This window comes from Halopenitus sp. H-Gu1 (assembly GCF_041821145.1).
In the GTDB taxonomy this organism is placed as follows: Archaea; Halobacteriota; Halobacteria; order Halobacteriales; family Haloferacaceae; genus Halopenitus.
In genome coordinates this window covers 1-14272 of record NZ_JBGUBC010000004.1, presented here as the reverse complement: position 1 = coordinate 14272, position 14272 = coordinate 1, and the positions used below count along the sequence as shown (strand labels likewise).

The following is a 14272-nucleotide window of genomic DNA, read 5'->3' as shown; positions in this document are numbered from 1 at the left end:
GACGAAATCGACCGGGGGAATCGGAATGGATAGCCGAGAAATGGGACGGAACGACGGCCTCCGTGAGTGATGTTGAGACGGTCGTGGACCCATCGACGATGCTCGGTCGCCTATACCCATCGAGGGGGTTGGTCGCCCATCCGTTGAGGGCAGTTGGTCGCCTACTCGTCGACGACGACGACCTTTACCTGCTGAACGCCGCCGAGCGCGCGCAGTCGATTCGCGAGTTCGGTAATATCGCCCGCGGCCCCCTCGACGACGAGCGTCTCCATACAGGTGTCGTGTGAGAGGTGGATATGCTGAACGGAGGTGATCGCATCGGCCATCTCGTGTTGGATCGTTTGAAGGTCGTCCGCGATTCCGTCAACGTGGTGGTCGTGGACGATGACGATCGTCCCGTGATGACCGGTCTCGCCGCCGGATTCCCACTCGTAGTCGGCAAAGAAGTCCCGCAGCGAATCCCGGATCGCCGCCGACCGGCTGTCGTACTCCCAGTCGTCGACGATCCCGTCGAGCCGGTCGACCATCGACGAGGGTAACGTGAGACTGATGCGGTCCAGATCATCGCTCATACGTGCCCTACACGGGTGAGCGATAATACGGTTGGGAAGCGAATCGGATGCGCCAGGTGGAAAGCGAATCGGCACTGCAACTCGAAAACGAGTGGACGCCGCAAGTCGAAAGCGAGTGAACGGTCCGGTCGAGACGGAGTCGGACGAGGATGGAACGGAAGTAATACTGCATAAGCAGGAAGTATTATTAGATCGGACGGAAGTCGAACGAACATGCACATTCCGGACGGGTTCGTCGATCTGCCGATCGCGGTTGGAGCCGCCGCGATCGCAGTGACGGCGCTCGCGATCGCTGCCAGGCGGGTCGGGGGGGAGGTGTCGGATGCGCGCGCGCCGCTTCTCGGCGTGGTCGCTGCGGGCGTTTTCGCCGCACAGATGCTCGAATGGCCGATTCCCGGCGGGACGAGCGCCCACTTCGTCGGCGGCGCCTTCGCCGCGATCCTGCTCGGCCCGCATCTGGGCGCGCTGTGTGTCGCCACCGTCGTGACGATCCAGGCACTCGTCTTCGGCGACGGCGGACTCGTTGCGCTCGGCGCGAACGTCCTCAACATGGCCGTCGTCGAGGTGTACGTCGGCTATGCGGTCTACCGGCTCTTGACCCGCTACGGGGAGTACCGCGCCGCGTTCGGGGCCGGTTGGCTCGGCATCACCGCCGGCGCGTTGGCGGCGGGTCTTCAGATCGGGCTCTCCTCGACCTTCGAATTCCAACTTCTCACCACCCTTTCGATCATGGGCGTCGGCCATCTCGTGTTGGGGCTCGGCGAGGGCGCGATCACCGCCGTCGTCTACCGATACCTGATTCGTGCACGGCCGGATCTCCGTCCGAGCGTCGCTCCGGAGGTAGCCCCGGATGCGTGATGGAGGGCGAGGGACGCGCGACAGGAAGCGCGAGTGGCTTCCGCGCGCGATCGCCGTCCTGCTCACGCTCGCGCTGCTTGCGCCGGTGTTCGGCTGGGCTGCCGGCCAGGTCGGCTATGCGGAACCGCTCGAGAACGCCGCGGAGGCCACGGGCGCGAGCGAGCACGCGGAGCGCGTCGACATCGCGCTGTTTCCCGACTACGACGTTCCAGGCCTCGGTGGCCCCGCCGGCACCCTGGTGTCCGCGATCGTCGGAACGGCGCTGACGCTGATCGTCGCGACCGGTATCGGCCGACTACTCGGGACTGATGGGGATGAAACGCGCTGACCCCCTCGAGGGAACTGCCGCGGCGATCGCGTCCCGCGCCCGGTGGTTCCTGCTGGCGGAGGACGTCCCCGATCGACGGGGGTTCCTACAGGCCGTGACGCCGAGCGTAAAGCTGCTCGGCGCACTCGTCCTCATCTCGGCCACTGTGGCCCAGCGCGACCCGGTGCCGATCGCGGGGCTGACCGTATTGGCCACCGTCCTCGCCGCCGCCTCGCGGATCCCCGCCCGAACGTTCCTCGGACGAATGACGGGCGCGCCGGCGTTCGCGGGGATCGTCGTCGCCCCTCAGGCGGTACTTATGGGCGGACCGACTCTCGCCTCGACACCCCTTTCGGTCGATGGTGTGACCTACGTCGCCGTGTTTACCCTCCGGGTCGCCGCCTGTGTCGGATTCCTTTCGCTACTGCTGTTGACGACCCGATTCTCGGACCTGCTCGCGGCACTACGACGGCTCCGTGCGCCGACGATCGCCGTCTCGCTTTTGTCGATCACCTACCGGTATCTCCTCGTCTTCTTCGCCGAACTGGACCGAATGGTGCGCGCACGTCGCGGACGAACGGTGGCCGAGACGGGACTGCGAGGGACCTGGCGCGACTCGGGGAACTTCCTCGGCACGTTTCTGCTGCGGAGCCTCGAACGCGGCGAGCGCGTCCAGCGGGCCGCCCGCGCCCGGGGCGGAACCGGACCCACACCGGTTCGTCACCGGGAGCAACTCGGTGGGGCCGATCTCACGTTCGCCCTGATCGTGGCGGGAACGATCGCCGGAGTGATCCTCGCGTGACCGTCATCGAGGCGACGGGGCTTCGATACGCCTACCCCGACGGGACGCTCGCCGTGGACGGCATCGACGTGACGATCGAGGCCGGCGAGCAGGTGGCGCTCGTGGGGCCGAACGGCGCCGGCAAGAGCACCCTGCTTCAGTTGCTCGGGGGGCTCATCGATCCGGACTCGGGGACGGTTCGATACTTCGGAGAGACCGACGACGCCGACGACGTCCGGGACCGAATGAGCGTGTTGACGCAGGACCCGGCCGACTACCTGTTCAACCCGACCGTCGAGGAGGATCTCGCATACGGCCCCGGACAGCTTTCGCTTTCGCGTGCGGAGATCGATCACCGCGTGGATCGGATCACGGCTCGATTCGATCTGGAGGCATTGCGATCGAAGCCGCCGTTCCGGCTCAGCGGCGGTGAACAGCGCCGAGCGGCGCTGGCGAGCGCATTGACTGTCGATCCGGACGTGCTTCTGTTGGACGAGCCCGTGAGCAACGTCGACGCTGCCAACCGCGCAACGATCCTGCGGCTGCTCGAGGAGCTATCCGCTCAGGGGACGACGATCGTGATCTCCACGCCGGAGACGGAACTCGTCCCCCACGTCGCGGACCGGGTACTGCTGCTCGACGGCGACGGGATCGCCGCCGACGGCTCGACGCGTGAGGTGATGACCGACGCGGGACTACTCGCCGACTGCGACCTCCGGCCGCCGCAGGTCGTCCGCCTGTTCGCCGATCACGAGACGGTTCCGCTGACCGTCGAGGAAGCCCAAGAGCGACTCCAAATGGGCGACAGTAGATGACGGGTTACGTAACTTTTATCCTCAAAAAAGTGGACGAATAGTCGTCTTCTCCCGAATGAATGGCGGTATTTGCGCTAAGGAGAATCACCTTATGACGACTGTTCAAACCCTATCGCGAATGTCGAATCAACGAACTGCACGGACACCAAGAGGAGCGGCGGAGGATCGACGCGATCCGGGTGGGATCCCGTGAGCGAGCGGATCGTGCCCGGCGAGGTCCTCGCCGGCAGGGGAACCGTAACGCTCAACGAGGGGCGCGAGACGGCGACGGTGACCGTCGCGAACACGGGCGACCGCCCCATCCAGGTCGGCTCACACTTCCACTTCTTCGAGGCCAACGCCGCCCTCGCGTTCGACCGCGAGGCTGCCTTTGGCATGCGGCTGAACGTTCCGGCTGGCACTGCCGTCCGTTTCGAACCCGGCGACGAACGGACGGTCGATCTCGTCGCGATCGGTGGGAAGCGACGAGCAGACGGCATGAACGGGATGGTGAACGGCAGCGTCGACGGCGATCCGACCGCGGCGCTTGAGCGTCTGCGTGCGGCCGGGTTTCGTGACACCGGCATCGACGGTACGGAGACGACGGAAGCGACGGCGGACGGAATCGGAACGAAGGACGCTGACGAGGACGCGGCGGACGGAGCGGAGGGACCGTGACCCGCGAGATCGATCGTGAGTCGTACGCCGAACTCTACGGACCGACCGAGGGCGATCGAGTCCGTCTCGGAGATACGTCACTTTTCGCCGAGGTCGAACGAGATCTCCGGACTCACGGCGACGAGGCGGTCTTCGGCGGCGGCAAGACCCTCCGTGACGGTCTAGGCATGGCCACGGGCGTGACCCAGGCGGAGGGGTCGCTCGATTGGGTGATCACGAACGCAACGATCATCGATCCGGTCTGCGGGATCCTCGCGGCCGACATCGGGATCCGAAACGGCGAGATCGCCGGAATCGGCAACGCTGGCAACCCCGACACCATGGACGGCGTCGACATGGTCGTCGGCCAGTCGACGGACGTCTACCCTGCCGAGGGGAAGATCGCCACGGCGGGAGGACTCGACATCCACGTCCACTGGAACTCCGCCCAGCTACACGAACACGCGCTCGCTTCGGGGATCACGACGATGCTCGGCGGCGGATACGGCGGCGGGGCGACGACGTGTACGACGGGTCCCGAGAACCTAAAACGATTCCTGCAGGCCGCCGAGGCCTGGCCAGTCAACGTCGGGTTCTACGGCAAGGGTAATGGATCGGAGCCGGGACCGCTTCGCGAACAGGTGGAAGCCGGTGCCTGTGCGCTCAAACTCCACGAGGACTGGGGATCGATGCCGGCGGCGATCGACACTGCGCTCGCGGTCGCCGAGGAGGAGGACATCCAGGTGTGTATGCACACGGACACGCTCAACGAGGCCGGATTCGTCGAGAACACCTTCGAGGCGGTCGACGGCCGGACGATGCACCTGTTCCACATCGAGGGCGCCGGCGGCGGCCACGCACCCGATATCATGGAGATGGTCGGGGAGCCGAACATGCTGCCGTCCTCGACGAATCCCTCGATGCCGTATACCGACAACACCTTCGACGAGCATCTGGACATGGTGATGGTCTGTCACCACCTCAATCCCGACGTCCCCGAGGACGTTGCCTTCGCCGAATCTCGCGTCCGTGCCGAGACGATCGGCGCCGAGGACGTGCTCCACGACGTCGGGGCGATCTCGATGATGACCTCCGACTCCCAGGCGATGGGCCGGATGGCCGAGGTCGTCTCACGCACCTGGCAGACCGCCTCGAAGATGAAACGCCAGCGGGGGGCACTTCCGGCCGACGAGGGCACCCAGGCCGACAACCAGCGGATCAAACGGTACGTCGCCAAATACACGATCAATCCCGCGATCGCAGCCGGGATCGACAGGCACGTCGGGTCGCTCGAGCCCGGGAAGATCGCGGACATCGTGCTTTGGGACCCGGCCTTCTTCGGGGTCAAGCCCGCGATGACGTTCAAGGGGGGGTTCCCCACCCATTCGGAGATGGGCGAGGCTAACGGCTCGCTCATGACCTGCGAACCGATCCGCCAGCGGGAACGGGCGGGTTCGGTCGGCAAGGCCAAACACGGCCTCTCGCTGACGTTCGTCTCGCCAGCGGCTGCCGAACGGGGCGTCGGCGAAGAGTATGGACTCGACTCGCGAGTCGTCCCGATCGAGGGGACCCGCACGGTCGGCAAAGGCGACATGCTCCACAACGACTACTGCCCGGACGACATCGAGGTCGATCCGGAGACCTTCGAGGTGCGCGTCGACGGCGAACACGTGACCTGTGAACCGTCCTCGGAGCTGCCGCTTGCACAACGATACATACTATGAAACTGACACCCAAGGAGGAGGAGCGACTCACGGTATTCACCGCAGCGGAGATCGCGCGGCGCCGCACGGAACGCGGCGTCCCGTTGAACCACCCCGAGACGGTCGCCTACATCAGCGACTGGTGTATCGAGCGGGCCCGCGAGGGCCAGTCGGTCGCGGAGATCCGATCGGGCGCCTCGCAACTGCTCGGCCGCGATGACGTCATGGAGGGGATCCCGGAGATGGTCGGGATGATCCAGGTCGAGCCGATGTTCCCTGACGGGACGAAACTCGTCACGGTCCACGACCCGATCCGGTCGGACAGCGTCGCTGAGGAGGATGCCGACGGGGACGAGAAGGCGATCGAGGAGACGGCAGGAGACTCGACGAGGACGGAGGTCGACGATCGATGAGCCGCACCCACCGCGACGTGGCCACGGTCGGCGTCGGCGGGCCGGTCGGCTCGGGCAAGACGTCGTTACTTTCGGAAGTCGTCCCGCGCCTCCGGGCGGACGGCCTGAACGTCGGCGTCATCGCCAACGACATCCTCACCCGGGAGGATGCCGACCGTCTGCGCGAGCGCTTCAAGGGGGTCGTGCCGCCGGAACTCGTTGCCGGCGTCGAGACCGGCGCGTGCCCGCATACGGGCATCCGCGAGGACCCGTCGATGAACCTCCAGCAGATCGACGAGTTCCTGGCCGACCACCCCGATCTGGATCTCGTGTTGGTCGAAAGCGGGGGCGACAACCTCGCCGCGACGTTCAACCCGGAACTGGCCGACTACTCGCTGTACGTGATAAGCGTCGCCGAGGGCGAGGACATCCCGCGAAAGCGCGGGCCTGGGGTCGTCGACTGTGATCTCCTCGTAGTGAACAAGACCGATCTCGCTCCCCACGTCGGCGCCGATCTCGACGTGATCGAACGTGACGCCCGCGAGGTTCGCGACGGTCCATACGTACTCACCGATTGCAAGGCCCAGCAGGGCATCGACGAGGTACTCTCGTACGTCCGTGACGGGGTGCTCTTCGCCTGATGGCCGCGGACGCTCCGGATAAACTTGGGGAGTCAGCCGACCCAGAGGATCCCGACCCCGCGCCGGATGCGGATGCACCCCACCCGGCCTTCGAAGGATACGCCGCCGAGTCCGTCCCACAAGCGGCGGTCGGAGCGCCCGGAAAGGACGGGCGCCTGGAGCTTCGATTCGAGCGGGTCGAGGACGGAACGGCGCTCGTCCACGACTACGCGACGGTACCGTTTCACGTCTCGGGGACCCTCGCGTCCGATCCGCATCCGGACGCCGCAACGGTCTATCTCCAGTCGCCGACCGGTGGGATCGCCCAGGGCGATCGACAGGACGTCGATATCGCGGCCGCTCCGGAGGCGATCGCGCACGTGACCACCCAGAGTTCGACGAAGGTCCAATCGATGGACCGCAACTACGCCGACGCGGACCTGCGCCTCTCAGTTGAGACGGGCGCCCACCTCGAGTACATCCCCGAACCGACGATCCTCCATGCGGACGCGCGGTATCATCAGGATCTGCGGATCGATCTCGCGGCCGGCGCGACCGCCGTGCTCGGGGACGTCGTCGTCCCAGGTCGGCTCGCCCACGGCGAGCGGTTCGAGTTCGAGCGATACCTCTCTCGGGTTCACGCGGGGGGGCCCGACGGCCCGCTGTTCGAGGACGCGACCCACTTGGCACCCGGCGATTCCGATCCGGTCGAGCCGACCGATCCCGGCGTTCTCGGGGAGTTTTCGGTCTACGGATCCCTCTACGTCGTCGCCCCGAAGGCTGACATGGCGACAATGAGCGATCGGCTCCACGCGGCCACCACGGAGGCGGGCGAGGAGGCGCGCGCCGGTGCGAGCGAGCTTCCGAACGGGAGCGGCGTCGCCGTTCGCGCGCTCGGCGATCGAGCCGAGACCGTCCAGACAAGCCTGCACGCGGCATGGGACGCGGCGCGGCGAGACCTGATCGGCGCGCCCGCAGCATCGGGGAGGAAGTACTGATGCTCGTCGCAAACACCTATCTCGGCCACCTCGAAGATCCCGAGATCGAATCGCGCCTGGAGAACACGGAGCCGGCGAGAGTGGTCCTCTCGGACGTGGAACGCCGACGATCGCGGGTCCGAACCGAGACGGTCGACGGACGGGATTTGGGGATCGTAGTGAGCCGGGAACTCGGCGACGGCGACGTACTCGAGACCGACTCGGGAGTTCTGATAGTCATCGGCCTCGCCGCGGTCGACGCGCTCGTTCTTGAGTTCGGGGACGCCGAGGTGTCGGCGACGACCGCCCTGGAGATCGGTCACGCGTTGGGCAATCGCCACCTCGATCTGGCAGTACGGGACGAGGAGGCACTGTTTCCGGTGCCGGACACTCGAAATCGACTTCAGGAAGCGATCGACGGCCTCCTCCCCGACGGGGTGACCACGCGCTTCGAGGCGGTCCCGCCCACGACCTTCGACGAAGGGGGCGGACACGATGGGAATGACCATGAACACGACGAGGACGATCATTCTCCCGACCACGAACACGACGACAGGGGGATCGGAGGCCGATCGGCCGAGGGCTCCCGGAACCACGATCGGAACGACGGAGGGAGCCGATGAACGACGACGCCACGCTTGAGGCCTTCCGACTCGCGGACTCGTTCCTGCCGGTCGGGACCTACACCGTCTCCTACGCGCTCGAAGCATTCATTGCGGACGACCGGGTCGAAGACGCCTCGGATCTGGAGGCCCTCCTTGAGACGTATCTCCGGCGGCAGGTCGGGCCGGCGGACCTCGTCGCGCTACGGGCCGCCCATGCGGCCGCACGGGAGGGCAATCTGAAGACCGTCCTCGTGGCCGACCGTCGGCTGACGGCGGCGACCCTGCCCGCCGAATTCCGCGAGAGCGCCCGGAAGTCGGGGCGACGGTTGCTGTCACTCCAGCGCGATCTGCGTGAGGACCCGTTCTTGGAGCGGTACGCCGACCGGATCGAGGCGGGGGAGGCCGAGGGGACCTACCCGGTCGTGCTCGGGGTGACGACCGGACTCGCGGGCGTTGACGAACGCGAGGCGAGCCTGCTGTGCTGTCACGGTTTCGCCACCGGGCTGCTCGGAGCGGCCCAGCGCCTGCTATCGCTCGGTCATACCGACGCCCAACGCGTTCTCAACGGACTTCGACCGGCAATGCGAGATGCCGTCGACGACTCGGCTGAACGGACGATCGACGGGATGACGCCGTTCGCACCGCTCATCGACGTGCTGTCGGCCGAACACGAGCGCGCCGAGAGACGACTGTTCGTGAGCTGATGGGGGGCCAGTGCGGAACGGAGCAGCGGTCGTCCGCCTCGCGATCCTTTTAATCCCCGACCGACCAACCGCGAGGTATGAGCGCGGACTCGAGGTTCGAAGTGATTCCCGCCGTCGACGTTCAGGACGGCGAGGTGGTCCAACTCGTACAAGGAGAACGGGGAACGGGGACGCGATACGGCGATCCGGTCGAGGCGGCCGAACGCTGGATCGACGCCGGAGCCGAGACGCTTCATCTCGTCGACCTCGACGGGGCTTTCGAGGGGGAGCGGGTCAACGCGTCCGCCTTCGAGGCGATCGTGGAGGCGGTCGGAGATGAGGTCGACCTCCAACTCGGCGGGGGGATCCGGACCGCCGAGGACGCGGTCGGCCTCCTGGATCTCGGCATCGATCGCGTGATCCTCGGGACCGCGGCGGTCGAGAACCCGCCGATCGTCGAGACGATCTCGGCGGAGCACCCGGGAACCGTGATGGTGAGTCTCGACGCGAAGGACGGTGAGGTCGTGGTGTCGGGGTGGACCGAATCGACCGGACTCGACCCCGCCACGGCTGCCGCGCGCTACGAGGAACTCGGTGCCGGTGCGATCCTCTTTACGAACGTCGACGTCGAGGGGAAACTGGAGGGGATCGACCGGGCGGCCGTCGAGGCGGTCGTCGATGCCGTCGATATCCCCGTCGTCGCCTCGGGTGGGGTAGCGAGCCTCGATGACGTCGTGGCACTGCAGCAGGCCGGCGCGGCGGCGGTCGTGATCGGAACTGCGCTCTATGAGGGCGAGTTCACGCTTCGAGAGGCGATGCAGGCAGTCGAGTCGGCGTGACGGGCCGCCGATCGCGTACCGCCCGAAGGGTCACGTGACGATCACGACGCAAGCGAGCGCAATCACCTTAAGAGTCGCGCCCTCACACCGCGTATGAGCGACCGCAACGCCGCCGTCTCACGCAAGACGGCGGAGACGGAGATCGATCTGACGCTGGCCGTCGACGGCGACGGCGACAGTGAAATCGAGACGGGGATCGGGTTTTTCGACCACATGCTCGCGTCGTTCGCCAAGCACGGACTGTTCGATCTGACCGTCCGCTGTGTGGGAGATACCCACATCGACGATCACCACACCGTCGAGGACGTGGCGATCTGCCTCGGGGAGGCGTTCGCCGAGGCGCTCGACGACAAACGCGGTATCAGGCGATATGCCGACCGTCGCGTGCCACTCGACGAGGCCGTCGCGTCCGTCGTCGTGGACGTCTCCGGCCGTCCCCACTACGAGTTTTCCGGAGCGTTCTCCCAGGAGTCCGTCGGCGAGTTCACGAGCGTCATGGCCGACCACTTCGCCATGTCGCTTGCCCACAACGCCAACCTCACGCTCCACGCGGAGATCGTCCGTGGCGAGAACGCCCACCACGAGGTGGAGGCGCTGTTCAAGGCGCTTGCGCGCGCACTCGATGACGCGACTCGCCGTGACGATCGCCGGTCCGACACCCCGAGCACGAAGGGCACTCTCTAAGACATGTTCGATGAGATCCTCGGGAAGTTCGAAGGCTCGCCGAGCCAGCAGGCGGTGATCCGGCTCCTGCTCGAACGCGGCTTCTCCGTCAACGAGGATGGACGCGTGGTCTCGGGCGGGATCGAGATTCCGTACACGGGGATCGCCCGCGAGTTGGGCGTCGATCGGCGGGTCGTCGACTCCACGACGGACGCGATCCTGGAGGACCCCGAACTACGACGCATCTTCGCGAACATCTCGTCGATCCCGAGCCTGATGGATCTCGCTCCGGTCCTGGAGTTGACCGTGCTCACGATCGAAGTCGCGGAGGCGGACGAACCCGGGATCGTCGCCGAGGTGACGACCCTGATCGCCGAGGAGGAGCTGTCGATCCGGCAGGTCATAAGCGAGGACCCGGAGTTCACCGACGATCCCAAACTCTACATCATCCTGGATGCCGAGGTGTCCGGCGAGCTACTCGTGGCGATCCGCGAGTTGCCCTACGTGCGCCGCGTCGAGTTCTGAACGACGCCGGAGACCAGCCACGATTCCGGAACGATCCCAACCCACTAGAGGGAACACGCCGCAATCACGTCAAACTGAACCGGGTGTTATTCCCCATAGATTTCACTTTCACCTACCTGTTAACGGGGGTTTATATGGGAGAGCGAACAACCGGGGTGTACATGCCTGAAGACGAACTCGAGGACCTGCCAGGCGTCGGTCCCGCGACTGCGGACAAACTCATTGACACCGGCTACGAGAGTTACCAGAGCATCGCCGTCGCCAGCCCGGGCGAGCTGTCGAACAAGGCGGACATCGGTTCCTCCACCGCGTCGGACATCATCAACGCCGCGCGCGAGACCGCCGACGTCGGCGGCTTCGAGACCGGGGCGACCGTGCTTGAACGACGCGAGGAGATCGGCAAGCTCTCGTGGCAGATCGACGAGGTGGACGAACTGCTCGGCGGCGGGATGGAGACGCAGTCGATCACCGAGGTCTACGGCGAATTCGGTGCCGGCAAATCGCAGGTGACCCATCAGATGGCCGTCAACGTCCAACTCCCGAAAGAGCACGGCGGCCTCGAGGGCGCCTGCATCTTCGTCGACTCCGAGGACACGTTCCGTCCCGAGCGGATCGACGACATGGTGCGCGGACTCGACGACGAGATCCTCGAAGACGAGTTCGAACGTCGCGATATCGAAGGCTCACCCGACGACGACGAGGCGGTCGGCGAACTCATCGAGGCGTTCCTCGATCGGATCCACGTCGCGAAGGCGTTCAATTCCAACCACCAGATCCTGCTGGCCGAGAAGGCCAAGGAACTGGCCGGCGAACACGAGGAGAGCGAGTGGCCCATCCGGATCGTCTGTGTGGACTCGCTGACCGCGCACTTTCGTGCGGAGTACGTCGGCCGCGGCGAACTCGCCGAGCGCCAACAGAAGCTCAACAAGCATCTCCACGATCTGATGCGGATCGGCGACCTGTTTAACACCGCCATCCTCGTCACCAACCAGGTCGCCTCGAACCCCGACTCCTACTTCGGCGACCCGACGCAGGCCATCGGTGGCAACATCCTCGGCCACGCCTCCACGTTCCGGATCTACCTCCGCAAGTCGAAAAACGACAAGCGGATCGTCCGGCTCGTCGACGCGCCCAACCTTGCCGACGGAGAGGCCGTGATGCGCGTCCAGAACGCCGGCCTCAAACCCGAGTAAGGACCCGAAGCGAGCGAACGCGCGCGAACCGTCTCCCCCTGACCTCTCTACCGATCTGACAAAACGATCGTTGGGTTTCCTGGCAACATTTGTGAACTTATTGTCCGTTTTACGCCCTTATATTGTCCGTATTCGATCTAATATCTGACGAACGTAGTCCTATTCCGGCATATGTCCATATATTTTAACTCAAGGATTTATATACATCCGACTACCCCAGTCGAAACGTGATTCGCAATACGAACACGAACGAATCGGGTGAAATAGTACACGAACGTAAACTAGATATCGGATTTATGGAGAGGATCGCCGAATGAGCGGACTCCTCGCACAGGTCGATCCCACGGTGATCGCGGAGGGAATAAACCTGATGTGGGTCGCAGTGGTGTGTTTCCTCATCTTCTTCATGCACGCCGGCTTCGCGATGCTTGAGGCCGGACAGGTGCGTGCGAAGAACGTCGCCAACCAGCTGACGAAGAACCTGCTTACCTGGAGCGTCGGCGTCGTCGCCTACTTCTTCGTCGGCTTCGGCGTCGAGGCGATCACGGGTGGGCTTACTGGCGGCGGCTCCTACAGCCTCGGTGCCCTGACCGCGGTGATGACCGCGTCCGATGGTGCGTGGGTCAATGGGTGGCTGTTCGGGGCCGTCTTCGCGATGACTGCGGCGACGATCGTCTCCGGTGCCGTGGCTGGACGTGTGAAGCTCCGTGCGTACGTCGGCTACACGATCCTGCTTTCGGCGATCATCTACCCCGTCGTCGTCGGGTTCACCTGGGCCGGCGGCTTCCTTGACGCGTTCGGGTTCCACGACTTCGCCGGCGGCATGATCGTCCACGGCATGGGTGGTATCGCCGGACTCACGGCCGCTTACATGTTGGGTCCGCGTCTGGACCGCTACGCGGAGGACGGTTCGACGAACGTCATTCCCGGGCACTCACTGACCTTCGCCGTACTCGGCACGCTCGTGTTGGCGTTCGGCTGGTACGGGTTCAACGTCGGCACGACCGCGACCGTCTTCGCGGTCGACAACGGTGAACTCGTGCTCGACGGCTACGCGGTCGTCGGACGCGTCGCGCTCGCGACCACTGTCGGGATGGCCTGCGGTGCGATCGGCTCCGCCATCGCCTCGATCGTGGTCAACGGGAAGGTCGACACGCTGTACGTGGCGAACGGGCTGCTCGCCGGTCTCGTCGCCGTCACCGGGATCGCCGACGTGGTCACCTGGTGGGGCGCCATGCTCATCGCGCTGCTTGCGGGCCTTCAGCTGCCGTTCGTCTTCGAGTTCGTCTCGGACACGCTGAAGATCGACGACGTCTGTGCGGTCTTCCCGGTCCACGGCTCCGCGGGCGTGCTCGGGGTCATCGCGTTACCGTTCATCCACGTGAACGGGTTCTCGATGAGCCTGCTCATCGCACAGATCGTCGGCGTCGCGGTCATCACGATCTGGACGGTCGCCGCGACCGCCGTCGTCTTCGGCGTGTTCAAGGCAGCCGGCCAGGCTCGCGTAACGCCCGAACACGAACGTGACGGGCTCGACGTCAGCGAACACGGCGTCGATACCTATCCCGAGTTCGGCAAGCCGATGGCCGCCGACGGCGGCAACGCTGGCGTGCGCACCGACGGTGGCGAGGAGGACGGATCGGAGATCAAGATGGTCACCGCCGTCGTGCGCCCGGAGAAACTCGGCACGGTGAAGAGTGCGCTCGCCGAGGTCGGCGCACCCTCGCTTACGGTCACGAACGTCTCCGGTCGCGGCTCACAGCCCGCCAAGAAGGGCCAGTGGCGCGGCGAGGAGTACGTCGTCGATCTCCACCAGAAGGTGAAAATAGAGTGCGTCGTTGCCGACGTCCCGGCCACCGAGGTCGCGAACGCGATCCGCGAGGCCGCAAGCACCGGCGAACCGGGCGACGGCAAGGTGTTCATCATGCCCGTCGAGGACGCACTGCAGGTGCGGACCGGAGACATCGGTCCCGAGGCGGTCTAAGGCCGCGTCGAACACCAACCCGTCGAACGATTTTTTGAGCGGTTTCGGTATCGAATTTCGAACGACCGGCGATCCGCGACTCACGAGGTCGATCGACGTCGATCCGGACGTTCCTCGGA

The 14272-nt window shown here is 65.5% G+C and carries 17 protein-coding genes; 16 read left to right on the top strand and 1 reads right to left on the bottom strand.

The window, feature by feature from the left end; all coding sequences use genetic code 11:
* Positions 1-161 precede the first annotated feature (161 nt).
* A complete protein-coding gene (nikR, locus tag ACERIT_RS04240; protein WP_373673584.1) occupies positions 162-572 on the bottom strand; it encodes a nickel-responsive transcriptional regulator NikR in 411 nt (136 codons plus the stop codon).
* Positions 573-785: 213 nt separating this feature from the next.
* On the opposite strand from nikR, the gene ACERIT_RS04235 reads away from it, so the two are divergent.
* The 16 genes from ACERIT_RS04235 to ACERIT_RS04160 all read left to right on the top strand — a co-directional run bounded on the left by ACERIT_RS04235 (position 786) and on the right by ACERIT_RS04160 (position 14153).
* Positions 786-1430 (top strand): energy-coupling factor ABC transporter permease, encoded by a 645-nt coding sequence (locus ACERIT_RS04235; protein ID WP_373673583.1) that lies wholly within the window; start codon positions 786-788, stop codon positions 1428-1430.
* Positions 1423-1758 (top strand): PDGLE domain-containing protein, encoded by a 336-nt coding sequence (locus ACERIT_RS04230; RefSeq protein ID WP_373673582.1) that lies wholly within the window; start codon positions 1423-1425, stop codon positions 1756-1758. The genes ACERIT_RS04235 and ACERIT_RS04230 overlap by 8 nt, the downstream gene beginning before the upstream one ends.
* Complete coding sequence (cbiQ, locus tag ACERIT_RS04225) at positions 1745-2539, top strand: cobalt ECF transporter T component CbiQ (RefSeq protein ID WP_373673580.1); 795 nt, start codon at positions 1745-1747, stop codon at positions 2537-2539. The genes ACERIT_RS04230 and cbiQ overlap by 14 nt, the downstream gene beginning before the upstream one ends.
* Positions 2536-3333, top strand: a complete 798-nt coding sequence (locus ACERIT_RS04220; RefSeq protein ID WP_373673579.1) for an energy-coupling factor ABC transporter ATP-binding protein — start codon at positions 2536-2538, stop codon at positions 3331-3333. Before cbiQ ends, ACERIT_RS04220 begins: the two co-directional genes overlap by 4 nt.
* A 189-nt stretch (positions 3334-3522) precedes the next feature.
* Positions 3523-3990, top strand: coding sequence for an urease subunit beta (locus ACERIT_RS04215; protein WP_373673578.1), 468 nt, complete (start codon positions 3523-3525; stop codon positions 3988-3990).
* Positions 3987-5693, top strand: a complete 1707-nt coding sequence (ureC, locus tag ACERIT_RS04210) for an urease subunit alpha (RefSeq protein WP_373673577.1) — start codon at positions 3987-3989, stop codon at positions 5691-5693. The genes ACERIT_RS04215 and ureC overlap by 4 nt, the downstream gene beginning before the upstream one ends.
* Positions 5690-6085 (top strand): urease subunit gamma, encoded by a 396-nt coding sequence (locus ACERIT_RS04205; protein WP_373673576.1) that lies wholly within the window; start codon positions 5690-5692, stop codon positions 6083-6085. Before ureC ends, ACERIT_RS04205 begins: the two co-directional genes overlap by 4 nt.
* The gene (gene ureG / locus ACERIT_RS04200) at positions 6082-6705 is read left to right on the top strand and encodes an urease accessory protein UreG (RefSeq protein WP_373673575.1); all 624 of its coding nucleotides are present in this window, start codon (positions 6082-6084) and stop codon (positions 6703-6705) included. The genes ACERIT_RS04205 and ureG overlap by 4 nt, the downstream gene beginning before the upstream one ends.
* Entirely contained in the window at positions 6705-7682 is a 978-nt protein-coding gene (locus ACERIT_RS04195; protein ID WP_373673574.1) for an urease accessory protein UreD, read from the top strand. The genes ureG and ACERIT_RS04195 overlap by 1 nt, the downstream gene beginning before the upstream one ends.
* On the top strand, positions 7682-8284 hold the full coding sequence (locus ACERIT_RS04190; RefSeq protein ID WP_373673573.1) for an urease accessory protein UreE: 603 nt from the start codon (positions 7682-7684) through the stop codon (positions 8282-8284). The genes ACERIT_RS04195 and ACERIT_RS04190 overlap by 1 nt, the downstream gene beginning before the upstream one ends.
* Positions 8281-8970 carry an urease accessory protein UreF gene (locus ACERIT_RS04185; RefSeq protein ID WP_373673572.1) on the top strand — a complete coding sequence of 230 codons (690 nt, stop codon included), beginning with the start codon at positions 8281-8283 and terminating at the stop codon, positions 8968-8970. The genes ACERIT_RS04190 and ACERIT_RS04185 overlap by 4 nt, the downstream gene beginning before the upstream one ends.
* A gap of 77 nt (positions 8971-9047) precedes the next feature.
* Positions 9048-9788 carry a 1-(5-phosphoribosyl)-5-[(5-phosphoribosylamino)methylideneamino]imidazole-4-carboxamide isomerase gene (gene hisA / locus ACERIT_RS04180; RefSeq protein ID WP_373673570.1) on the top strand — a complete coding sequence of 247 codons (741 nt, stop codon included), beginning with the start codon at positions 9048-9050 and terminating at the stop codon, positions 9786-9788.
* A 93-nt stretch (positions 9789-9881) separates the two neighbouring features.
* Positions 9882-10472 carry an imidazoleglycerol-phosphate dehydratase HisB gene (hisB, locus tag ACERIT_RS04175; RefSeq protein WP_373673569.1) on the top strand — a complete coding sequence of 197 codons (591 nt, stop codon included), beginning with the start codon at positions 9882-9884 and terminating at the stop codon, positions 10470-10472.
* A 3-nt stretch (positions 10473-10475) separates the two neighbouring features.
* Positions 10476-10976, top strand: a complete 501-nt coding sequence (locus tag ACERIT_RS04170; RefSeq protein ID WP_373673568.1) for an amino acid-binding protein — start codon at positions 10476-10478, stop codon at positions 10974-10976.
* Positions 10977-11137: 161 nt separating this feature from the next.
* Positions 11138-12169, top strand: a complete 1032-nt coding sequence (radA, locus tag ACERIT_RS04165) for a DNA repair and recombination protein RadA (RefSeq protein WP_373673567.1) — start codon at positions 11138-11140, stop codon at positions 12167-12169.
* Positions 12170-12482: 313 nt separating this feature from the next.
* Positions 12483-14153, top strand: coding sequence for an ammonium transporter (locus ACERIT_RS04160; RefSeq protein ID WP_373673566.1), 1671 nt, complete (start codon positions 12483-12485; stop codon positions 14151-14153).
* The last annotated feature ends 119 nt before the right edge of the window (positions 14154-14272 follow it).